Genomic DNA, 17,909 nt, shown 5'->3' with positions numbered 1-17,909 from the left:
CCTAGGCTGCAATAGACATTGTGTAGGAAACACTCATCAGCGCGGGCTGCGCCATGGGCACCGGGAAGTAGAGCAGTGCGCCGGCGGCGTACTCATCCAGCCGGTATTCCCGCAGGGTATCGGGTACCTGGCCCCCGAAGAATTGCTCTTCCTCACAGCCATCTTCCAGCGCGAGGCGGAACAGCGAGCTGTCGGGGCCGGCGGTGTATACCGACAATTCCCCGTCCATTCCCCGGGCCCAGCCGATAATAGGCTGTGGCAGGGTGTAGAGGCCGGTGGCTTCCAGCACGGCCAGCGAGTCGCCGGCTACGGGCTGGGAAATGCTGCGCGGGCCATCCGGCGTGCGCAGCGTGTAGAGGGGTTCACTGGTAACGACTTTCATAGAGGTTGATGGATTAGAAAAGGGAGTTTTCTTGGAAAAAGACCTCGGCAGGTTTGGCGCCCTGCCGAGGACACTGATTAAGCAGCTTGGGCGTGGGCAGACTGCCAGGCGGCAAATCCGGCGGGGTCGGTTTCCTCGGCGAGCTTTTCAACTTCAGGCCAAAGGCGGGAGCCGGTGTTTTCCAGCGAGATAACCCCGCTGAGCTGGGAAGCAGACTTGCAGCCGGTGCGACGGGCCAGCTCCTTAATAAAGCCGGCTGGCATCAGCTCGCGCATGGTCGGTGTGGTGGGCGTCTCCATAGGCAGTTGTTGCCGCTTCGTATATTGCGGCTGTTCTTCTTCTTGTTCTTCTTCACAAACATCAGAAGTTTACTTGGGATTTCCAAGAAAACTTCTGATAAAATCTAAGTTTTCTTGGAAAGTCAGGACTTCACGGCCGGCATAGGCGACCGGTACAAGCAAATCCGGGCGCACTTTGGGCATAGCCGGGAGGCGCTGGGCACAATTGCCGGCGTCTCCGGTACCTCTATTGGCAACATTGAGGAAGGCAAGCACACGCCCAAGGCAGAGAGCGTAGCCGCTATTGCAAGAAAACTTGGTATCAGCCTGGAGTGGCTGCTCTTTGGTGAGGGAAGTATGCTGGCCGCCGCGCCCAGCTCGCTGATGACGGAGCTCGATAGCCTAGTGCCGCCGCCGGTTGTGCAGCATCTGCCGCCACTAACCGTTACCGTTGATATAAGCGGTGACGAAACAATTCCTATTGTAGAGTCTGAGGCAACTGCCGGCTATCTGGCTCAGCATATGGAACCGGAGTTCCTGCGGAACCTGCCGATGCTGGCCTTACCGCTGCCAGAGTTTAAAAACGGTACGTTTCGGGCCTTCCGTGTAAAAGGCCGCAGCATGTACCCAACGCTGCACGATGGCTCCCTGGTCCTTTGCCGATTCGTGGATACTGAGTTGGAAACGATCAAGGACAGCTACGTCCACGTCGTTGTCACCTACGAGGGGATTGTGGTGAAGCGGGTATATACCGGTAGAGACTCGGTAGGAGGTCTGGAAGTGCGCTCCGATAACGATGAATTTCCTCCCTATACCATTAAAAAAGGGGAGTGGCAGCAGCTCTGGTGCGTAGTAGCCTCGCTGAATTTCCAGATGCCGGCCCCGCGCAAGTATCCGACGAAGCAGCTGTACAGCTTTGAACTGGAAGAGATGCGCAACCGCCTGGAGATACTCTGGAAAAATTATACCGGCCAATAGAAAAGGCCGGTATTCCTTTCACTTTGCCTTCTAATTATCTTATTCATGCTGATTTCTCTACTGCTTACCGCCTACGATGCGGGCTACCTTATCGGCCGCTTTTTAGGTGCCGTTCTGGTTGGTGCCATTTACTTTCTGCCGACTATCCTAGCCCGCAAAAAGCGCAAGTCCACGCAGATTTTCCTGCTGAACCTGCTTGCTGGCTGGACCGGTCTGGGCTGGATAGGCGCACTGATCTGGGCTGTTTCCAGCGACACGCAGCAGACGGTGCCGGTGCGCATCGTGGGTACGGCTTCGATGGCTGATGAACTGACGAAGCTGCAGGCGCTACGTGCCAACGGCAGTCTGAGCGAAGAAGAGTTCAACCAGCAGCGCCAACGCCTGCTTAACCAGCCTGCATAGTGGCACTTCCCGACTTCTCTTTCGCCGCACTGGATCTGCGCTTCCTGGTTGAGGTAGACCGCCTGCTCAAAGCCGGGGCCGTGGCCTCGTACCGGGACTTGGCCGAAATGCTGGGTATTCACCCCAACACATTCGCGCAGATCGAGGTGGGCAAGTACCACTGCAATGCGAAGATGCTTTACATGCTCCGCTCATTCTTTCCCGACGAAGCCGACGTGGATTGGGTGTTGTACGGAGAGGCCTTCACCGGCCGACCGGAGCCGACGACAGCACCGAAGCGGGAGCGGGGCCGGCGGCCGATTGAGCATTAAACAGGGTAGAGTATGCCCGAATCCATGCCCAAATAACGGTACCTATTTATATGTGTGTTGTAAATCAATGCATTACGTGAATATAGCCGTTTCCGGGTGGGGACGGCTTTTTTTTGCCTGCTTTTTGCTGACTATCAAAAACGCCCTGCTGATACACAGTAGGGCGTTTTTATTTTAGGCGTTAGGCAGCGGTATGCTACGCTAGGCGTTTTGCCGCCACCAAATCCGCCACCAGTTCAGGCGGCTAATTTGGCGACGCGCCGATAGCTTTCCACCAGTTCCTGTTCGTTCGTGCCTAGGTAGCGCATGAAGCTCTTCTCAGTCTGGTGACCGGTGGCTAGTTCATTTGGCTGGGCGGCACGCCTTGGTAGATGCGCGAGGTCACGTGCAGGCGCGTGAGGCCGGCGAGCTGGGCAATGTGGGGCTGGTACTTGTCTAGGTCGTAGGCAGGCACGTGGCCAGGCCCTGCGTACTTGCCCACCAGCTGCACCGGCTTGAGCACCTCATCGTCCAAGAAGGGGATATAGCACAGGATGCCGGTCTTGCCCGCTTCCAGCTTGATCAGGTCACTTTGGATATGCTCCTGGGCCAGCTTATCGGCGTCGGTGATGCGCAGGCCGGTATAGGCGCAGAGCAGAAACTTGTCGCGGGCGTGCGCCAGGCGCTGCAGGTAGTCTTGCAGGTGGTCCTGCAGGGTGAGCTTGCGCGGGCTTTTAATGCGGTAGGAGGCTACTGCCGCACGTAATGATTGCTATGAAGTAAGTAGCTATTCCCTACATACACGCGCGTGCTAAGTACCATCTCGGTAGCCGTTAGCTTTTTAATGGTACTCTCAAAATCGGGAATACCGCCTTGTGGATTAATCAGCTTAAAGGAAAGCACATCGCCCGTCCGGATATAGGAGTACACGAACGTAAACGGGGTTGGGGTATTAATGAGTATTTCGAGCGTAGTGGGCGTAATGGTATAGCGCTCAGCGGGCGATGGTACTCGGGTAGCGCTGGGGCCTATCGGGTTGTCGTCAGGGCCATATTCTGTTGTTTCAATGCGTTGAAGCGTCCACTGTCCCTGCAGAGAATAGACTGGCTCTGGCGCTTTCTTGCGACAGGAGATAAGCAGGACGGTCGCAACTAACAGGCAAGAGAAAAAGTAGCGCATGCAACGAGCGAGAGTAGGATTAACAATAGGACGAGCTGCTGCTCAAACGACGGAGTGCTAACAACCGTGTGTAGCGTGAAGAATTGATGTTAAGGTTGTACTTGTTTAGGAACCGCCCCCGGCCGTCACAGCAGGTTGAGGGCGAAATAGCTAGGCCTTAAAGAAGAATGAAGGTTTTAGCGCCGATGGACCCCGACCTTGGCATGTAGTAGCTGGTGGTGTCAGAGGAAAAGTTGAAGGGTTTTTTTATACCGCGCACTACTCTAAGCCAGCCGGAGTACTCTCCTTGCCGAATAATGACTGCATCACCAGCTCGAAGGCGGAGGGCAGGACGGCCGGATGCGGTATCCTGCAGCTGACGGTAAAGCACGGTGCTCTTGGTGAGCTGCAGGCCGTGCGGGTTCAAGCTGCCGCGCAACGCCTGTTCAACGTTCACTGGTTGTGGTGGCGACACTACCCGGGGCGAGATTCTATCCTGAGCTTGAGCCATTGCCGGAACCAGCAAAGCTGTGAAGAATAGTTGCTTCATTAGTTCGGTTGGTTTTGCTTACTGACTGGAGCCGTGCGCTTTGCAGCGGCTCTGCCCCACCCAGTGGACCTACGTGCTGCCCTGGATGGGGCAGAGCCAGTTTCAGAGTCCGGCATACACGACGCGCTGGAAGGATTTGCTGTGTATTCGGGAGTAGCCCCGACGGCCGCGTGGCGCAACCAGTGAACTAAACAATAGGTAATACGTGTCTAGATAAGGTTCAGCTTCCTTTCGATTGTCTACTTCTGTCCACGCTCGTTTCCTGTTCTGCCTATGGCCCTGCACCACCTGATCTACCTGAGTACGCCGACTAGTGACTTTTCTGCCTCTCGCCTGAAAGAGTTATTACTGGAATGCCGCACGAAGAATAATCAGCAGGATGTGACGGGTATCCTGTTCTACGGAGGGCAGCACTTTATGCAACTCATTGAAGGAGAGCAGTCAACTATCTACGCCCTTTACGAGCGGCTACAGAATGACCCACGGCACCAAAACCTGTTAAAGCTTGCCGACAAGCCCATTTTAGCGCGTGCGTTTTCTGACTGGTCGATGGCATTTAAGAGTGTAGATGCGTCGTTGGCTGGCCCCGGCGTGCTTGACTTGGAATCTGCCGTGCTGAATACATCAGCGCTACCTGACGCCGATAAGCAACTGCTGGAAACGGTGCGTCAGCAATTACTGACGGCGTAGCGGCGCAGTAGCTGCTTGACCGCTGCGGCAGGTAGGCCAGCACATACAGATTCGCCGCCTTGCGGTCATTAGCGTACGTATATGTCCTCAGGTTCGTAATAGGGATAAGGGACAGGGAGTTTCTCAGGTAAGTAATGCAAGACTAGCCGGTGCGCCGTTAACTCCTTAATGACAATGGTGCCGCTTGTGCGGCCATAGGTTACCGTGGTAGGATTGAGATAGGTAATCGGGCCGCCGCCCAGCAGACTATTATTCTTCCGGTCGTAGTGCAGAATGGCATCCTTGGAGATAATGGTGTAGAAATAGCGGGCTGCCGCGCTTGTGTCCACCGTGTAGCGGAGAAGCTTTCTGTCCGCATCGTAACTGTACGTATTCGTACTCTGAATTTCCCAGCGACCCTCAATAGAGGGCGCGGGTTTCGGCTCATCGTTCTTTTTGTCGCAGGCAGCCGTGAGCAGAGTCAAGCCAAGTAGCAGGGAGAATAGTGTTTGATTCATTAACAGGGTAGTATAGACTCGGTTTACTGGGAAATTCCCGCCCTCGGCTGGCGCAGCAGGTCGCGGGCGACGATGACTACGGCCCAGAGTAGCAGAGCCGTACTCAACAGAGGTAGAAGCATTTGGGGCCACGGGGTAGCCATAGTGGGAAGGCGTAGCAGATACCACACAGTACTTGGGCCATTGAGCAGCAGCAGCACTACCTTGGCCCAGCGGCGACCTTTGCGCACTGGCCAGCCCAGCCCGGCTATCAGTAGATAACCGCAAAAAACCGAGAATAGAAAGATATTCTCGCTAAGGTAAGGTGTGGGAGTGAGGGGCTTTCGGTACAGCAGAAAGGAAACCAGGGAAACGGCTAAGCTGAGCCAATAGAGGTTGGCAGTCTTGCCGTCGTTAGCGGGAATAGTAACGGCCATATTAGTTCACTTGATTATACTCGTGTCCGCTTCAGCAGGAGCAGCACGCCGCGTGAGCTGCTGCCGGAAGAGAAAGAAGGCTGCGCCCAGCAGCAAGGCCAAGGCAACCGATTCCTTGGTCATCGTCCAAGCACTTCGCTCCAGGAAGAAGGGGAATGCTCGGACGAAAACGTACATGGCATAGGCGAATAAAAGCAGGTAGATCCCTTTCGCCCATGTCTTGCCAGCGCGGATGCCCAGGCCCAGACCAATGAGCGCGGCCAATGGAAGCAGAATGGCCAGCAATACAGGCCCAATTATCTGTTCAAAGGATGCATCGGCATGCCGGGCCGGGCCGAGGGGTTCAGGTAAATAGAGGTAGAAGGTGGGTAGCAGGTAAAGGGCTACAAACACGGAATACAGGCATGAGGCAATGAGGTAATCTCGGCGGAGGGGTGAGGGCATGTTACCGAACAAAGTAATAAAACGTCTCCAGGCGCTTGAACGGGACGGGAGGCGGGGCCAGAACCAGAACCGTTGCTCCTCCTAGTACACCAGCTCCTTTTCAACTTGGCTACTGCCGCACCATATAGAACGTATTGATGTGGTAGCCTGGGACCATACTATCCACGCGCAAAACGAGCACCAACTCTTTCGTGGTGAGCTTCTCAATTATTTGTTGGTAACCGTACGGGATGCGCAGGACGTTGCCTTCCTGCTCGGGAGCTGGGAGCCGCTGGCCGAGGCCCGGCTGCTCATGCTGGAGGAGGTTACCGTAGCCACACCTGGTGCAGCAGCGTCAGCCCCTCCAGCACCAGCTGCCGCTGCCCCGCCCACGAGTGATGCACATGGGGCGAGGGAGCCAGCAGCTCCAGCAGCTCGTCGGCCCGGTGGGGCACCGCAGGCTCCTGCGGCAGGTAGGTAAACAGAAACCGTTGCGCCGCATCCAGGGGCCCCCGGCCCCCCGCTTCCTCAGCCTCCGTCGCTTCCATGAGGCGTTGCCCCAGGGTTTGGAGTTCAGAAAGCAGGGCAGGAGCTAGCATCGGGCAAAGACATACATACGCGTTTCAAATCTACTCTTTTTCCCCATTTTCATGACGGAAAAGCGGGAATACTATGCCCTGTTGGCCCTGGTCTGCGAAGACCTGCTGCACTTTGCCCTGCTTGACGTGGGCCACCCGCGCCGGCTACGGCCAGCAGTACGCCTCGGCCGCCACGCACCTGGCCCACGTCAAGCAGGGCAAAGTGGCCTGCCTGCCCGATCTGCTGGCTTTAGTGGATAGTGGAGCACGCGCTGCCTGAATGGGCGGCGTTGGTGCTCACGCCCGAGCCGATTCTGGGCTACACCTACCAGCAGGGCCACCTAACGGTGTACGTGCGCGGCACCATGCCCCCGGAACTGCACACGGCCCGGCAGGAGGCAAGCACCCACCAGGAAGTGCTGCCCGTACCCGAACTGCCCAGCGGCATCCGCGAAATCGACTGGACGGACTGCCGCCGCGAGTTTCAACTGCTACTGCCCCAGGCTGCCTGATGGACGCGCACTGCTTTTTTTGGCGTCCGGGCCTAGGCCACCAGTTGGGCCACGGCCAGCAGTCCGGCCTGCACCTGCTGCCAGGGCAGGCCGTGGGCCAGCCGGCCCAGCGCCTCCAGCTGCGTGAGGCCCTGCGCCACGCGGGGCTGCTGGTGGCGGGGCAGCGACAGCAGCCGGGCCTCGCGCAGCAGCGTGGTCCACTCGCGCACGTACATGCCCAGCTGCAGCTGCTCTAGGTGGGAGCCGGCCGTGATGCTGGCCACCAGCTGCGCCTGTCGGTGAATGGTCACCAGTTGATACATCGATGCCATGCGCCGACGCTAGGAACGCTGCCGGCGCGCTGGTGCCGTACGTGGGGCCGGGGGCGGAGCGGGGGCATGGAGGCCCAGCAGCACCTGCACGGCCTGCTGGGCCTCCTGCACCTGCTGCGCGCGGCTGCGAGCCGGGAAGGTGGGGGCAGCCTGTAGCAGGCGCACTACGGTTTCGAAGCGGCGCTGGAGCGCCGGCTCGCTGGCCTGCAGAACCGGGTTGGATACCTGCAACAGGTGGCGCAGCAGCTCGCGGCGCACGGCAAAGAGGACAGTAGGACCGAAGTCGGCCGACGAGTCGCTGGCTTCCAGTTCAGCGCGCAGCTGCTGTAGGCGGGAGGAAAGGGTAGTCATACAGGGAGCGTGAGCCCGCCTGTACGGTCCGTTTTAGGGCCAGGTTGCCATTTTAAGACCGTTTTAACGTCAGCTGATCGGTTGTGCTGCCCTCCCCGGCCGGGCTCAGGCCCGCGCCGCCGGAGTCAGGGCCTGTAGCAGCCGCAGCGCCTCCTGGCCCAGCCGCTGGCGGGCCGCCGGAGGCTGCGGACTCAGATCATGCGCGTAGGCTTCCAGCAGGTAGAAGTACTTCTGCACCTGCAGGGGCGTGGCCGCCACCAGCCGGGGCGTGGCCATGTTTTCCAGTGCTTCCCGCACGCTGCGCTCCAGCAGCAGCAGCTCGTGCTCGGTCACGGTGGGGGCCAGCGCCGCCGCCTGCAGGCGGGGGAGCTGACTGATCAGGGTAGAGAGTTGCATAGGCGTGTGGTAGTGAGAGTGACATGCTCCAATGTAGGGATTCAGCTTTTTACATACTCCACGCTTTGTCGAGCTGAATCGATGATTGGTCGAATGCCTTCCTGCTTTTCAACTTCCCGGCCATGACCCCGCCTGCTGCTATTCCCCACTTGCCCGGCCCCCACGACCTGTCGGCGGCCGTAGCCCGACGGCTGCGCCGCCTGCGCGAAGTGTGCCTGCTCATGCTCGGCAACGACCGGTTTGCCCTGGCCCGCCAGCGCCGCTAGCTGGCCGCTTCCTCCACGCCTTTACCAATGCCTACGCCATGACCCGCGACGACCTAGCCACCGCTGGCCTCATCTCTGACCACTTTCATGACCTGTTTAGCCAGCTCCAAACCCTGTAGCAGTCCCTGCCCAAGGCCGCCGTGCTGCCCCGCCTGCAGGCATACTGGTTCAACACGGCCCAGCCCAGCATTCCCTGGCCCGTGCTGACCGCCTTCGGCCAAGCCCCCGGATCTTGGCTGGCCCGCCTCGACCGGGTCAGCCAAGATCCGGGGGCCTGCGCGCCGCCTAATCCTTTCGCTCACCTTGCTTACTGCCTTACCCGCCATGACTACCGCTAGCCTCTACACCGGCCCGGCCGGCCGCCTGCTGGCCGATACGCATCGGCCTGAACCCGAAGGTGCCGTAGCTGCGCTACAAAGCCCTACACGCGGTACAGCTGGACCTGCCCGCGAGGAGCTGCACCAACTCATTACCGTGCGGCTCGACGACGCCCGGCTGGCAGAGGAACGTGACAGGTAGCTGTTGCAGTGCCTGTCGAGCCAGCGCGACTCGGACGTGCGCTCGATCAGTGCCCAGCAAATCAGTCAGCAACTGGGATCTGCCTATCTAGGGGCGGGTGTGGTAGCAGTAGGAAACTGGTACCGCATGCTTAGATCCATATTCAAGGGTAGCAAAACTGGAGAGCCAAGCAAGGGGGCTAAGATGGACCCAGGCGTTGAGCGAACTTCAGTGGCCATTTCCAAAGAACGAGTTAGCGCAAACCGAAGACCAACACCCACAACAAAGCGGGCCGTAGTAGCTGACCCAGAAGTGGTAGTGTAGCCAGTAGACACATGCGCACTGTTGAGCAGCGTAGTTTGGGTTTTTTCCCGGGTATGGAAGATACTAGCTCCCGTCAGCAGGTCCAGTTTAGTGTCGGGGCTTTCGGCAATTGTAAAACGGACCAGAACCGGTAAAATGTAATATCTGCGGAAAATAGCACCCTCTTCGTAACTAAGCGTGTAGGTAGTGTGGTCAGCCGAATAGTTGATGTATGAACGGGAGTAGTCACGCCTGACAGCAAACGTTAATCCACCTCCATCCAGCGCAATGCCCGGCCAGACTTGTATGCCCGCCACAATGGAGGGAGAAAGTTGTGGATTTTTACCGGCGTATTCCTTGGCTCGGAAATCAATATAGCGGCCAAGATTACCACCAATACCCACATAGGCTCTGTGGGCAAGCCGAGAGGAGTCAGCCAATTGGGTAGGTTCGGGAGTAGGTTGCGCCAATAGGCAGCAACAAAGTAGCGTAACCATTAGATTGATTTGATAAAGAATAGGGTGCACTGAATGTAAGAGAAATTCAGTGAAGTTTGATATAGTCGTTTTGTGCCACGGATATCATCAAAACAGCCACTGACAGTTACCGATGGGCCGTAATACAAGCCGGAGCATTTTATGTATATCGACAGTCCCAGCAGCCGGTCGTCGGCAATCCACCTCTGCACCTGATAGTGCCGGACTACTTAAAGTGCCTGGATAAGAGATACTTGAAATTCAGTACTAGGGCGAAACGTCCAGTGTGTTTCAAGTGCAGCAACAGGGCCATCATGCAGATATACCTGTAGCTAGGGAACTTAAGGGCAGTATGTACAAGAGGGCTTTAATAGGCCTGCGTCGCCCAGACCCGGGCTTCATTGGGGGAAAGAAAGGTCTGGGTCAGGATCTGCGTATTCGGGATGACATCGGATAGGAATAGCTTGATGCCCATCCGGTTCATGGCATCCTGGGAATCAATGACCGCCAGCCGATGAACGCCCATCTGGTCCAGGGGAGTCATGATATTAGGGCCCATCCACTCAAAATCCTTGGTTCGAATAGCGCGCAGCAGCCGGTTATCGGCAATCCAGGCCCGGATGGCATGCTCCCGTCCCAGGCGCAGGGCTTCGAGCAGGCAGCAACGAAGCGTTTCACTGTTCACAAAATCCAGCCACTGCACCTCCAGGGTGTTATGCGGGCCGGTGTACAGGTACATATTTACGAGCGGAGCAGAGAAAACTTTCTCCATATACGCGAAAGGATAAACGTCGAAACTAAATGAGTAACCAAAGCTACGGGCCAGCCATGCAATGGGCCGGTATGCGGACAAGCCGTGGTTGAAAACAGATACAGACTTCCGGGTGTTTTGGCTGATAGTGTTGATAGTTGAATATTAAGCAGATACGTTGTGTTGAAGCAGATTATGAGCTGATCAATGACATACATGCGAGTCATAAAGGCATTTCGAGCGTTCCGAAACAGGTAAGTAATTGCTAAAATATATAGCATATACAAACTAATTAAATTAGCTATTCGTATACTTGCACCAGTTCGTTTCTGCTGCATTGCTATGAGTGAAATTGTTGTTTTGCCCGTGAGGCGCAAGCCGGTATTGCTGCTGTTTTTTGAAGGGCTGGTGCCCGCCGGATTTCCCTCGCCGGCCGAGGACCACCGGGGTACGCGGCTGGACCTTAACCGGTTACTGCTGCCGCATCCCGATTCTACCTACTTGGTTCGGGTGACGGGGGACAGTATGACCGGAGGAGAGTCAGGCATCCGGGATGGAGCGTTGCTGGCCGTGGACTGCCGGCTCACGGCCACGCATGATGATGTAGTTATTGCCGTGGTGGAAGGGCAGTTTACCGTGAAACGCTTGGTCAGGCGCAGCGCAAATGCCTGGTTTCTGGTGCCGGATAATCCCTGCTACCCGGAAATACCCATAACGGAGCCTGATTTATTCGACGTGTGGGGCGTAGTGACTTATGTTGTGACCGAAACCCGGCGCGGACGCCTTTCCAGCCATGTACGCGTTAGTTGACTGCAACAACTTCTACGTCAGTTGTGAACGGGTATTCCGGCCTGACCTGGAAGGCCAGCCGGTGGTGGTGCTTAGTAATAATGATGGTTGCATTATTTCCCGCTCAGCTGAGGCTAAGGACCTGGGGCTGCGCATGGGAGCCGCGTATTTCCAGGTACAGCCTGAGTTACAGCGCCACGGGGTACAGGTGTTTTCCAGTAATTACGCACTGTACGGGGATATTTCGGGCCGGATTATGCGGTACCTGGCTTCGGTGGCTCCGGTTGCGGAGGTGTATTCAATAGATGAATGCTTCCTGCAGCTGCACGGCATGACACCATATTGCGGTACGCTGGTGAAGCTGGCTGCTGTGTGGAAAGAGCAGATCCGCAAGCAGATGCACATACCTGTGCGCATCGGGCTGGGCCCTACCAGAACCCTGGCTAAGCTGGCTAACCGCCTTATCAAGCAGCTCAATATAACCGACGGTGTACTGCTGCTGGATACTGCGGAGCGCCAGCAGTGAGCGTTGGAGCAAACGCCGGTTGAGGAAGTATGGGGCGTGGGCCGGCGCTACAGTGAGAAATTACTGACATTGGGCATCCGAACGGCGGCGCAGCTGGCCCGCCAGAGTGAGGCCTGGGCCCGGCGTTACCTCGGCGGGGTAACCGGAGCGCGCCTGCTTCGGGAGCTGCAGGGAGAATCGTGCGGGGAGAGTGTCGGAAGTGAAGAGGATGAGGCGCGCCGCAATACGATTATGTACACCCGCAGCTTTGCCCGGCCACTCACGGAGCTCTCGGATATACAGGTAGCGTTGGCACATTTTGCATCCCGCGGGGCGGAGAAGCTGCGCCGCCAGAACTCCCTGGCTAATACCCTCACGGTGTTTATCAGTCGGGGGCGGTTCAGCCCGGGGCCATTGCCGCACACCTGCACAGAGGTGGTCACGCTGTCCGTTGCCACCCAGGATACCAGCGAGTTACTGCGCTATACCTCCAGTGCATTACAACGATTGTATAAGGCAGGAGCAGCGTACAAAAAGGCCGGTATTGTGCTCAGCGGGCTGGAAACTGTCGGCCGGCAGCAACTGCAGCTATTCGGCAACGCAGCGGATGCAGTACTCCGGACTACCCTGATGGCGGAGTTAGACCACCTCAACCAGCGGTTCGGGAGTGGTACTATACGGTTTGCCGCGGCCCTGCCGGCCCCCAGTGGCGTGGCGCAGCCGTGGGCCGGCAACAGCCGCTGGAAAACGCCCGCCTACACCACTCATTGGGACGATTTGCTGTGGGTTCGCGCCTGATAGGAAGCTGGAAGCGGCGGCGAAAGAGTATTGCCACCTGCCGGGCGCGGAACCTTTCCGGCAGCTGCGGCATCGGCTGCCGTTATTAGGACGGAAGCGCTATTTGGACAGCAGGCGGCCGTTGGAATCGAAGAGCACATCCTGCCGCTTGCCGCTGCGGCTTACTTCCGCTTCGTACTGCACTATCCCGCCGGCGGATACAATTTTGGCGGTTTCAACAATCTTGTAGCCTTTGTACTGCTGCGCCAGCGCAGTGCGGGCCAGGGCTGGCAGCAGGTTGTAGCGAATGGCTGATTCCGTTTCGACCAGTACGCCAGCCGCCGTAAACACAGCCGACATTTCGACGCCTTTCTGCGCAAAGTCGGCTTCATAATTGGCAGCCTCTTTTTCCCAGTGCACTGTTTTGGCCTCGGGAAACTGTGTTCGGAAGGCCGTAACAGCTGCCGCCGGAACCTGCCAGACGGAGAGCTTCTGGGCCTGGGCAGCCAGGGGCAGCAGGGCGGCAAGCAGCAGGGCGTAGTTCATGCGCGGCAAACAGTGAAGGTGGATGATGCTGCAAGTGTAGAAGCTGTTTCTGTGCTTTTTCTGTGGATGCAAGCCGCCGGAAATACGTCGGAAAACTGTCGGGGCCGGAGGAGTACCGCTGGCTAAAACCGGACCTTGAGCGTGTGTAAAGAGCCGACGGAGCTAAACGAATAGCTAAGCTGAAAGCCGTAGTAGGTACAAATTTGCTGGGCAATGGACAGCCCCAGCCCCGGCGAGTCGGAGGCGGCGTTGTGCTTGCGGAAGCGGCCCAGTAGCAGCATCGGGTCGGTGGTGAGGATGGGGCCGGTGTTGGTGACTTCCAGGGCCTCGGGGCTGAGGTGAATGCGCAGCTGGCCACCGGGTACATTGTGCTTCACGGCGTTCTGGAGCAGGTTGCCCACCAGCGAATCGGCCAAGGCCGGATGCATGGTTACGGCTACCGGGGCGACCAGCACCAGCTGCGGCTCAATGCGTTTGGCCTCCAGAAAATCCTGCAGCTGCTCCAGCTTCTCTCGTAGCAGGTCCTGCAGCTGCAGGGCGCGGCTGCCGGTAAACTGTCGGTTCTCGATTTTACTCAGCAGCGTGAGGGCCTGGTGCAGCCGCGAAAGGCGAATGGTGGCCCGGTACAACGCATGTACCGAAGACGCGGCAGCCTCGGGCAGCTCAGGCAGTTGCAGCAGCTGCTCCAGCTTCGCCTGCATAATGGCCAAGGGCGTCTGGGTTTCGTGGGCGGCGTTTTCGGTGAATTCCTTCAGAGCCTGATAATCCGCCGTCAGGCGCTGGGTGAGCTGGGTTACGGCCTGGTTCAGCTCACTGAACTCGTCAATGGCGGTGTGGGGGAGCAGCAGCGGCTGCGGTTGTTGCAGCTGGTAGCCTTGCAGGGCCCGTAAGGTGTACTGAAACGGCGCCCACAGCCAGCGCGACAACCAGCGGTTCAGCAGCACTAAGCTACCGAACAGCAGCGTCATCACGGCCAGCATCACTGCCAGCACTACTTCCAGCACGTCCTCGGTTTCAATCAGCGACTTGCGCAGCGTAAACCAGTACGGCTGCCCCTGCACCGTGGCCCGGAAAGTCACCTGTCGAAATGGAACCTGGGTCTGCTCAATCGGGTCAAGCAGCACGGTGTCGCCCAGGCCAGTGGCAACAGGTGTGGACGACACCGTTAGCTCCTGTGGGTTGACAGGAGCCGGCAGCCGGTGCGTGTGCTGCAGCTGGCGCTGCAAATAGCTCTGGTACAGCTGCAACTGCTCATCTACCTCGTGGGCCAGGGCCCGCTGAATGCCCACGTACAACAACCCCGTACCCAGCAGAAACAGCACGGCAGCCAGCGCCAGGTAATAGCGGTTAGTAGTAGTGAGCAGCTTCACGTGCTTGATTGCTGGTTATTAGTTGTTCGTTGTCAGTTGTTCGTTGCTGGCACAAACACAGGCTCTGCATTCGATAGGAGTGCCCGAAAGCTAACAACTGACAACCTATTCCGTTTCCAGCTTGTAGCCCAGGCCGTACATGGTGCGGATGTAGTTATCGGCCCCCAGCTCCTGCAGCTTTTTGCGCAGATTCTTGAGGTGGGTGTAGATGAAGTCGAACGAGTCGGCGGCATCGGCCGCGTCGCCCCAGAGGTGCTCGGCAATGGACTCCTTGGTGAGCAGGCGGTTGGGGTTGGCCAGCAGAAACAGCAGCAGGTCGTACTCCTTGCGCGTGAGCGTCACGGGCTGGTCCTTCACCAGCACCAGCGCCTGGTCCGGGAATACGGTCAGGTCGCGGAAGGCGAGATGGCGCTGCCCCTGAAACTGCCGCCGCCGCAGCACGGAGCGTAGGCGCGCGTTCAGCTCGGCCAGGTGAAACGGTTTCTGTAGGTAGTCATCGGCCCCCAGCTCCAGGCCTTCCACTTTATCATCGAGGGAGCCCCGGGCCGAAATGATAACCACGCCCGCTACTGAATTTTCCTGTTTCAGAGTGCGTACCAAATCCAGCCCGGAACCATCGGGAAGGGTTAAGTCAATCAGCACGCAATCATACTGATACAGCTTGATTTTCTCATGGGCCTGCTGGTAGTTCTCGGCGGTTTCGCACACGTAGCCATCATGGCGCAGGTATTCCAGCAGGGAGGCCCGTAACGGGGCTTCATCTTCTACAATCAGGATTTTCACGGGAGGGGAGCGGTAAACAGAAGAACAAACGGAGCGGTAGGCGGGCAATTTGGAGGATAAATCTGAAGATATTCTGGAGTTATGGGAGCGGGCAACCAGCCAGCACAGACAGCGTAGGAAAGCTCCCTCGGAGCCGGCCGCAGAACCGAAAATTAGCAACTCCAAAATTTCTTCAGAATCGGTTTCCTGTTTTGCAGTCGTTCAACCAGCTCACTGCCCTTGGCTACTCCTGTTTTTTATTTCCGATTAGTGGGTTGCTGGCTGCTGGGGCTGGGCTGCTGGCTGCTGTCGGTGGGTCCGGTGCACGCGCAAAGCAACGAGCTGCGGACCCTGGACGAGTTTCTGGCGCTGGCCCGCAATACCAGCCCGTTGTTGCGCGACTACGCCGGGCAGGTAAGCCAAAACCGCGTGGATAGCCTGATTCGGGCGGCGCAGCAGCGGCCTCAGGTGGCAGGTACCGGCGCGGCCGTGGCCGCGCCTATCTTCGGCCGCAAAGCCAACGGCGAAGGTGGTCTGGGCTACGATGAGGCCGTTTCCAACGGCGGCAACTACGCGGCTTTTGCCAGCGTGAGCCAGCCCCTGCTCAACGGCCCGGTACTACGCAACGACTACCGCATTCTGCAAAGTCAGGGGCTGGTGCTGCGCAATACCCGCCAGTTGGCTGCCCTAGACGTGCGCCGCAACATCACCGACCAGTTTCTGACGGCCTTTGCCGCGGAGCAGCAGTGGAGCTACAATCAGAATCTGCTGGGCCAGCTGCGCCGCCAGGATGGGCAGCTGCGCCAACTGGTGAATGCCGGGGTGTATAAACAAACTCAGTATCTGGCGTTTTACGCCTCCCTGCGCAACCAGCAGGTAACCACCCAGCAGGCCCGCCTCACGTACCGCCGCGAGCTGGGCACGCTGCGCTACCTGGCTGGTGCCGCCGATACCGCCCTGGTGCTGCTGGAGCAGCCCCGGCCGCCTACGCACCGGGCGCTGGCCGGCCTCAATTCCATTACGCAGCGCCAATATCAGCTTGATAGCCTGCGCCTGCGTCTGGACCGGGAGGCCGTGGATTTGCGCTACCGCCCGCAGTTGCGCTGGGTGCTGGATGCGGGCCTGCAGTCGGCCAACCCGTCGCCGCTGTATCTGGGGCGCAGCTTTGGGTTTAGCGGCGGCCTAGCCTTGTCGGTGCCAATCTTTGACGGGCACCAGCGGCAGCTGGGCTACGAGCGGATTCGGCTGGCGGAGCAGATTCGGGTGGGCTACCGCACCTTTCTGACTACCCAGCGCCGCCAGCAGTACCAGCAGCTGGAGGGCCTCACCCGCGAGTCGGACCAGTTGATTGCCAGCATCCGGGAGCAGCTGCGCATTGCGGCGGCCCTGGTGGATGCCGGCCGGCAACAGCTGACCACCGGTGATATAACCATTCTGGATTACCTGCAGCTGGTGAACAGCTACCGGGGCTTCCAGTTCAGCCTCACGCAGGCCGAAACTGAGCGGCTTCGCACGCTATACGCCCTTGATTATCTGGGCGAATGATGGCCGTGCCTCCACAACCGTCCGCTACCACTGACTTCTCCCATGACTATTCCTGATACTGTTCTGAAGCACTTCGTCAACCGTACCGGCCTGGTTCGGCGCCGGGGGGGCGGGCTATTGCTCCTGGCGCTGCTCACCCAGGCCTGCGGCGGCAGCTCCGGCGGAACGGCCGATGAAGCTTCGGCTGAAGAGGAGGAAGTGCACGCCCGCGCCGCCGTAACGGTGGGCTACGTAGCCGCCGATACGGTGGCCGATGTGCTGCACCTGAGCGGGGTAACGGCCTACCCGGCCAAAGATGTGCTGCGGGCTACTACCACCGGCTACCTCATGGCCCCGGTGCCGGTGCCGGGCCAGCAGGTACGCGCCGGCCAGACGGTATTCACTCTGCAAACCAAGGAGTCGCGCACCCTGCATCTGGACCGCCTCACCGGCGACCCGAAGCTGCGGTTCAGCGGTATCATCCGGATTCCGAGCCCCCGGGGCGGGGTGCTGGCTACCGTGGATAAGCTGGCCGGCGACTACGTGCAGGATGGCGAGCAGCTGGGCACCGTATACGACCAGTCGCGCTTTGGCTTCGTGCTGGATGTGCCCGTGACCCAGCTGCGCTACGTGCACACCGGCCAGAGCTGCCGCATTACGCTGCCCGATGGCCGGGTGCTGACGGGCCGCGTGGCCGAGCCCCTGCCCGCCGCCGACGTGGCCGTGCAGACGCAGCGCTATACCGTCCGGCCCCTGGGCAAAGTGCCCCAGTTGCCCGAGAACCTGGCCGTCACCATCGACCTTGATAAAACTGCCCCCCAGCTGGCCCGTACCCTGCCCCGCGAAGCCGTACTGACCGACGAAACCCAGACCAGCTTCTGGGTGATGCGCCTGCTCAACGACAGCACCGCCGTGAAGGTGCCGGTGCAGCCCGGACCCGAGCAAAACGGCCGCATCGTCATCAAAAGCCCCGTTTTCTCGCCCCACGACCGTATTGTGCTGACCGGCAACTACGGCCTCGACGATACCGCCGCCGTGAAGCTGACGAGGTGAGTTGGTAGAAGGTCATTGGGAGCTATCAGAACGTCATTCCAACGATAGGAGGAATCTCGTGTGCTGACATTGCCAAC

General features: G+C 58.7%; 32 protein-coding genes. 15 read left to right on the top strand and 17 right to left on the bottom strand.

All coding sequences use genetic code 11. The annotated features are described in order from the left end of the window. Position 1 precedes the first annotated feature (1 nt). Together EI291_RS05300 and EI291_RS05295 are read right to left on the bottom strand one after the other, a co-directional pair. Positions 2-382 (bottom strand): hypothetical protein, encoded by a 381-nt coding sequence (locus EI291_RS05300; RefSeq protein ID WP_125418756.1) that lies wholly within the window; start codon positions 380-382, stop codon positions 2-4. 77 nt (positions 383-459) lie between these two features. Beyond that, on the bottom strand, positions 460-681 hold the full coding sequence (locus tag EI291_RS05295; RefSeq protein ID WP_125418754.1) for a hypothetical protein: 222 nt from the start codon (positions 679-681) through the stop codon (positions 460-462). 114 nt (positions 682-795) lie between these two features. On the opposite strand from EI291_RS05295, the gene EI291_RS05290 reads away from it, so the two are divergent. Genes EI291_RS05290 through EI291_RS05280 form a run of 3 tightly spaced genes read left to right on the top strand, consistent with a single transcriptional unit; the run spans position 796 to position 2,351 of the window. Continuing rightward, positions 796-1,638, top strand: coding sequence for an XRE family transcriptional regulator (locus EI291_RS05290; RefSeq protein WP_125418752.1), 843 nt, complete (start codon positions 796-798; stop codon positions 1,636-1,638). Between the two features lie 45 nt (positions 1,639-1,683). Next, positions 1,684-2,040 carry a superinfection immunity protein gene (locus tag EI291_RS05285; protein WP_125419087.1) on the top strand — a complete coding sequence of 119 codons (357 nt, stop codon included), beginning with the start codon at positions 1,684-1,686 and terminating at the stop codon, positions 2,038-2,040. Next, a complete protein-coding gene (locus tag EI291_RS05280; protein WP_125418750.1) occupies positions 2,040-2,351 on the top strand; it encodes a helix-turn-helix domain-containing protein in 312 nt (103 codons plus the stop codon). The genes EI291_RS05285 and EI291_RS05280 overlap by 1 nt, the downstream gene beginning before the upstream one ends. A gap of 337 nt (positions 2,352-2,688) precedes the next feature. Here the strand turns inward: EI291_RS05280 and EI291_RS22770 are convergent, their stop codons facing one another. The 3 genes from EI291_RS22770 to EI291_RS05275 all read right to left on the bottom strand — a co-directional run bounded on the left by EI291_RS22770 (position 2,689) and on the right by EI291_RS05275 (position 4,038). Further along, positions 2,689-2,865, bottom strand: coding sequence for a hypothetical protein (locus tag EI291_RS22770; RefSeq protein ID WP_170172518.1), 177 nt, complete (start codon positions 2,863-2,865; stop codon positions 2,689-2,691). A gap of 215 nt (positions 2,866-3,080) precedes the next feature. Then, positions 3,081-3,509, bottom strand: coding sequence for a hypothetical protein (locus EI291_RS22600; RefSeq protein WP_148103381.1), 429 nt, complete (start codon positions 3,507-3,509; stop codon positions 3,081-3,083). A gap of 157 nt (positions 3,510-3,666) precedes the next feature. Then, positions 3,667-4,038, bottom strand: a complete 372-nt coding sequence (locus EI291_RS05275) for a hypothetical protein (protein WP_125418748.1) — start codon at positions 4,036-4,038, stop codon at positions 3,667-3,669. A gap of 85 nt (positions 4,039-4,123) precedes the next feature. Here EI291_RS05275 and EI291_RS23475 point away from each other — a divergent pair, with 85 nt between their 5' ends. Further along, positions 4,124-4,195 (top strand): DUF4113 domain-containing protein, encoded by a 72-nt coding sequence (locus tag EI291_RS23475; RefSeq protein WP_394343375.1) that lies wholly within the window; start codon positions 4,124-4,126, stop codon positions 4,193-4,195. 116 nt (positions 4,196-4,311) lie between these two features. Then, positions 4,312-4,728 carry a BLUF domain-containing protein gene (locus EI291_RS05265; protein ID WP_125418744.1) on the top strand — a complete coding sequence of 139 codons (417 nt, stop codon included), beginning with the start codon at positions 4,312-4,314 and terminating at the stop codon, positions 4,726-4,728. A 68-nt stretch (positions 4,729-4,796) separates the two neighbouring features. Here the strand turns inward: EI291_RS05265 and EI291_RS05260 are convergent, their stop codons facing one another. The 4 genes from EI291_RS05260 to EI291_RS22760 all read right to left on the bottom strand — a co-directional run bounded on the left by EI291_RS05260 (position 4,797) and on the right by EI291_RS22760 (position 6,663). Next, on the bottom strand, positions 4,797-5,225 hold the full coding sequence (locus EI291_RS05260) for a hypothetical protein (protein ID WP_125418742.1): 429 nt from the start codon (positions 5,223-5,225) through the stop codon (positions 4,797-4,799). 23 nt (positions 5,226-5,248) lie between these two features. Next, a complete protein-coding gene (locus EI291_RS22765; RefSeq protein ID WP_170172517.1) occupies positions 5,249-5,641 on the bottom strand; it encodes a hypothetical protein in 393 nt (130 codons plus the stop codon). A gap of 6 nt (positions 5,642-5,647) precedes the next feature. Then, positions 5,648-6,085, bottom strand: a complete 438-nt coding sequence (locus EI291_RS05255; RefSeq protein WP_125418740.1) for a hypothetical protein — start codon at positions 6,083-6,085, stop codon at positions 5,648-5,650. Positions 6,086-6,390: 305 nt separating this feature from the next. Then, positions 6,391-6,663, bottom strand: coding sequence for a hypothetical protein (locus EI291_RS22760; RefSeq protein WP_170172516.1), 273 nt, complete (start codon positions 6,661-6,663; stop codon positions 6,391-6,393). Positions 6,664-6,784: 121 nt separating this feature from the next. Between EI291_RS22760 and EI291_RS22755 the strand changes: the two genes are divergently transcribed. Next, positions 6,785-6,922: a hypothetical protein gene (locus EI291_RS22755; RefSeq protein WP_170172515.1), complete on the top strand. Its 138-nt coding sequence runs from the start codon at positions 6,785-6,787 to the stop codon at positions 6,920-6,922. Then, entirely contained in the window at positions 6,903-7,154 is a 252-nt protein-coding gene (locus EI291_RS05245) for a hypothetical protein (protein WP_125418738.1), read from the top strand. Before EI291_RS22755 ends, EI291_RS05245 begins: the two co-directional genes overlap by 20 nt. Before the next feature lie 32 nt (positions 7,155-7,186). Here EI291_RS05245 and EI291_RS05240 read toward each other — a convergent pair whose 3' ends face one another. The 3 genes from EI291_RS05240 to EI291_RS05230 all read right to left on the bottom strand — a co-directional run bounded on the left by EI291_RS05240 (position 7,187) and on the right by EI291_RS05230 (position 8,212). Further along, positions 7,187-7,465 carry a hypothetical protein gene (locus EI291_RS05240; RefSeq protein WP_125418736.1) on the bottom strand — a complete coding sequence of 93 codons (279 nt, stop codon included), beginning with the start codon at positions 7,463-7,465 and terminating at the stop codon, positions 7,187-7,189. Positions 7,466-7,474: 9 nt separating this feature from the next. Continuing rightward, positions 7,475-7,816 (bottom strand): hypothetical protein, encoded by a 342-nt coding sequence (locus EI291_RS05235; RefSeq protein WP_125418734.1) that lies wholly within the window; start codon positions 7,814-7,816, stop codon positions 7,475-7,477. A gap of 105 nt (positions 7,817-7,921) precedes the next feature. Beyond that, a complete protein-coding gene (locus EI291_RS05230; protein ID WP_125418732.1) occupies positions 7,922-8,212 on the bottom strand; it encodes a hypothetical protein in 291 nt (96 codons plus the stop codon). A gap of 122 nt (positions 8,213-8,334) precedes the next feature. Here EI291_RS05230 and EI291_RS22750 point away from each other — a divergent pair, with 122 nt between their 5' ends. The 3 genes from EI291_RS22750 (at position 8,335) to EI291_RS05220 (ending at position 8,997) form a co-directional block, all read left to right on the top strand. Further along, on the top strand, positions 8,335-8,478 hold the full coding sequence (locus tag EI291_RS22750; RefSeq protein ID WP_170172514.1) for a hypothetical protein: 144 nt from the start codon (positions 8,335-8,337) through the stop codon (positions 8,476-8,478). 140 nt (positions 8,479-8,618) lie between these two features. Next, a complete protein-coding gene (locus EI291_RS05225; protein WP_125418730.1) occupies positions 8,619-8,816 on the top strand; it encodes a hypothetical protein in 198 nt (65 codons plus the stop codon). Continuing rightward, positions 8,803-8,997 carry a hypothetical protein gene (locus EI291_RS05220; RefSeq protein WP_125418728.1) on the top strand — a complete coding sequence of 65 codons (195 nt, stop codon included), beginning with the start codon at positions 8,803-8,805 and terminating at the stop codon, positions 8,995-8,997. The genes EI291_RS05225 and EI291_RS05220 overlap by 14 nt, the downstream gene beginning before the upstream one ends. Before the next feature lie 83 nt (positions 8,998-9,080). On the opposite strand, the gene EI291_RS05215 is transcribed toward EI291_RS05220, so the two are convergent. Further along, positions 9,081-9,719, bottom strand: a complete 639-nt coding sequence (locus EI291_RS05215; protein ID WP_125418727.1) for a hypothetical protein — start codon at positions 9,717-9,719, stop codon at positions 9,081-9,083. Between the two features lie 403 nt (positions 9,720-10,122). Then, positions 10,123-10,527 carry a hypothetical protein gene (locus EI291_RS05210; protein WP_125418725.1) on the bottom strand — a complete coding sequence of 135 codons (405 nt, stop codon included), beginning with the start codon at positions 10,525-10,527 and terminating at the stop codon, positions 10,123-10,125. Between the two features lie 321 nt (positions 10,528-10,848). Between EI291_RS05210 and umuD the strand changes: the two genes are divergently transcribed. From umuD to EI291_RS23115, 3 genes are all read left to right on the top strand, one after another. Then, positions 10,849-11,316, top strand: a complete 468-nt coding sequence (gene umuD, locus EI291_RS05205; RefSeq protein ID WP_125418723.1) for a translesion error-prone DNA polymerase V autoproteolytic subunit — start codon at positions 10,849-10,851, stop codon at positions 11,314-11,316. Further along, positions 11,300-11,821, top strand: a complete 522-nt coding sequence (locus EI291_RS23120) for a Y-family DNA polymerase (protein ID WP_240635377.1) — start codon at positions 11,300-11,302, stop codon at positions 11,819-11,821. The genes umuD and EI291_RS23120 overlap by 17 nt, the downstream gene beginning before the upstream one ends. Positions 11,822-11,890: 69 nt before the next feature. Then, a complete protein-coding gene (locus tag EI291_RS23115; RefSeq protein ID WP_240635375.1) occupies positions 11,891-12,598 on the top strand; it encodes a DinB/UmuC family translesion DNA polymerase in 708 nt (235 codons plus the stop codon). Between the two features lie 99 nt (positions 12,599-12,697). On the opposite strand, the gene EI291_RS05195 is transcribed toward EI291_RS23115, so the two are convergent. The 3 genes from EI291_RS05195 to EI291_RS05185 form a co-directional block, all read right to left on the bottom strand. Continuing rightward, positions 12,698-13,123, bottom strand: a complete 426-nt coding sequence (locus tag EI291_RS05195; RefSeq protein ID WP_125418721.1) for a PepSY-like domain-containing protein — start codon at positions 13,121-13,123, stop codon at positions 12,698-12,700. A 122-nt stretch (positions 13,124-13,245) separates the two neighbouring features. Then, positions 13,246-14,493: a sensor histidine kinase gene (locus EI291_RS05190; protein ID WP_125418719.1), complete on the bottom strand. Its 1,248-nt coding sequence runs from the start codon at positions 14,491-14,493 to the stop codon at positions 13,246-13,248. 105 nt (positions 14,494-14,598) lie between these two features. Continuing rightward, a complete protein-coding gene (locus EI291_RS05185; RefSeq protein WP_125418717.1) occupies positions 14,599-15,276 on the bottom strand; it encodes a response regulator transcription factor in 678 nt (225 codons plus the stop codon). Between the two features lie 219 nt (positions 15,277-15,495). Between EI291_RS05185 and EI291_RS05180 the strand changes: the two genes are divergently transcribed. Continuing rightward, complete coding sequence (locus EI291_RS05180; RefSeq protein WP_125418715.1) at positions 15,496-16,800, top strand: TolC family protein; 1,305 nt, start codon at positions 15,496-15,498, stop codon at positions 16,798-16,800. Between the two features lie 42 nt (positions 16,801-16,842). Further along, positions 16,843-17,832 carry an efflux RND transporter periplasmic adaptor subunit gene (locus tag EI291_RS05175; RefSeq protein WP_125418713.1) on the top strand — a complete coding sequence of 330 codons (990 nt, stop codon included), beginning with the start codon at positions 16,843-16,845 and terminating at the stop codon, positions 17,830-17,832. The last annotated feature ends 77 nt before the right edge of the window (positions 17,833-17,909 follow it).

The organism is Hymenobacter rigui (assembly GCF_003944715.1).
In the GTDB taxonomy this organism is placed as follows: Bacteria; Bacteroidota; Bacteroidia; order Cytophagales; family Hymenobacteraceae; genus Hymenobacter; species Hymenobacter rigui.
Note: the sequence above shows the minus strand (reverse complement) of the source record. Positions and strands in the feature narration are given on the sequence as shown.

Bases quoted from the DNA above. Each gene is read 5' to 3' on its own strand.
- EI291_RS05300 (WP_125418756.1), bottom strand. From the start codon at position 382: ATGAAAGTCGTTACCAGTGAACCCCTCTACACGCTGCGCACGCCGGAT.
- EI291_RS05295 (WP_125418754.1), bottom strand. From the start codon at position 681: ATGGAGACGCCCACCACACCGACCATGCGCGAGCTGATGCCAGCCGGC.
- EI291_RS05285 (WP_125419087.1), top strand. From the start codon at position 1,684: ATGCTGATTTCTCTACTGCTTACCGCCTACGATGCGGGCTACCTTATC.
- EI291_RS22600 (WP_148103381.1), bottom strand. From the start codon at position 3,509: ATGCGCTACTTTTTCTCTTGCCTGTTAGTTGCGACCGTCCTGCTTATC.
- EI291_RS05275 (WP_125418748.1), bottom strand. From the start codon at position 4,038: ATGAAGCAACTATTCTTCACAGCTTTGCTGGTTCCGGCAATGGCTCAA.
- EI291_RS05265 (WP_125418744.1), top strand. From the start codon at position 4,312: ATGGCCCTGCACCACCTGATCTACCTGAGTACGCCGACTAGTGACTTT.
- EI291_RS05260 (WP_125418742.1), bottom strand. From the start codon at position 5,225: ATGAATCAAACACTATTCTCCCTGCTACTTGGCTTGACTCTGCTCACG.
- EI291_RS22765 (WP_170172517.1), bottom strand. From the start codon at position 5,641: ATGGCCGTTACTATTCCCGCTAACGACGGCAAGACTGCCAACCTCTAT.
- EI291_RS05255 (WP_125418740.1), bottom strand. From the start codon at position 6,085: ATGCCCTCACCCCTCCGCCGAGATTACCTCATTGCCTCATGCCTGTAT.
- EI291_RS22760 (WP_170172516.1), bottom strand. From the start codon at position 6,663: ATGCTAGCTCCTGCCCTGCTTTCTGAACTCCAAACCCTGGGGCAACGC.
- EI291_RS05240 (WP_125418736.1), bottom strand. From the start codon at position 7,465: ATGGCATCGATGTATCAACTGGTGACCATTCACCGACAGGCGCAGCTG.
- EI291_RS05235 (WP_125418734.1), bottom strand. From the start codon at position 7,816: ATGACTACCCTTTCCTCCCGCCTACAGCAGCTGCGCGCTGAACTGGAA.
- EI291_RS05230 (WP_125418732.1), bottom strand. From the start codon at position 8,212: ATGCAACTCTCTACCCTGATCAGTCAGCTCCCCCGCCTGCAGGCGGCG.
- EI291_RS22750 (WP_170172514.1), top strand. From the start codon at position 8,335: ATGACCCCGCCTGCTGCTATTCCCCACTTGCCCGGCCCCCACGACCTG.
- EI291_RS05220 (WP_125418728.1), top strand. From the start codon at position 8,803: ATGACTACCGCTAGCCTCTACACCGGCCCGGCCGGCCGCCTGCTGGCC.
- EI291_RS05210 (WP_125418725.1), bottom strand. From the start codon at position 10,527: ATGGAGAAAGTTTTCTCTGCTCCGCTCGTAAATATGTACCTGTACACC.
- umuD (WP_125418723.1), top strand. From the start codon at position 10,849: ATGAGTGAAATTGTTGTTTTGCCCGTGAGGCGCAAGCCGGTATTGCTG.
- EI291_RS23120 (WP_240635377.1), top strand. From the start codon at position 11,300: ATGTACGCGTTAGTTGACTGCAACAACTTCTACGTCAGTTGTGAACGG.
- EI291_RS05195 (WP_125418721.1), bottom strand. From the start codon at position 13,123: ATGAACTACGCCCTGCTGCTTGCCGCCCTGCTGCCCCTGGCTGCCCAG.
- EI291_RS05175 (WP_125418713.1), top strand. From the start codon at position 16,843: ATGACTATTCCTGATACTGTTCTGAAGCACTTCGTCAACCGTACCGGC.